The 264-nt window shown below is 56.1% G+C and carries 1 protein-coding gene; it reads right to left on the reverse strand.

Translation table 11 applies throughout. From position 1 onward, the window contains the following. Window positions 1-264: hypothetical protein (locus SB847_RS21350; protein ID WP_410578656.1), on the reverse strand; the 264-nt coding region annotated here is incomplete at both ends.

The raw sequence follows: 264 nt of genomic DNA on the forward strand, positions 1-264 counted from the left end.
CCGCGACCCGCGCTTTATCGTCAGAATGGTGTGAGGCCAGCGTCGGCGCGTTCGCAGATTTCAGTGCGGCCATTGCTGGCGCTGTCGCGACGAAATCATGAACCATAACAGTTTCTGGCTGAGGCTGAGCATTGTCGGTCGCAGTGGCCCTGCTGGCGGAAAACTGTTGATGTTCATCATCCGCTAACGCCTTATCACGCTGCTTACCCCGCACGTAATCATCAAATGTGCGTACATCATTCTGAGCGTTACTGGCGCTGCTGG

Origin of the sequence: Bacillus sp. SIMBA_026 (assembly GCF_046535335.1) — a bacterium.
GTDB classification, from domain to species: Bacteria; Bacillota; Bacilli; order Bacillales; family Bacillaceae; genus Bacillus; species Bacillus velezensis.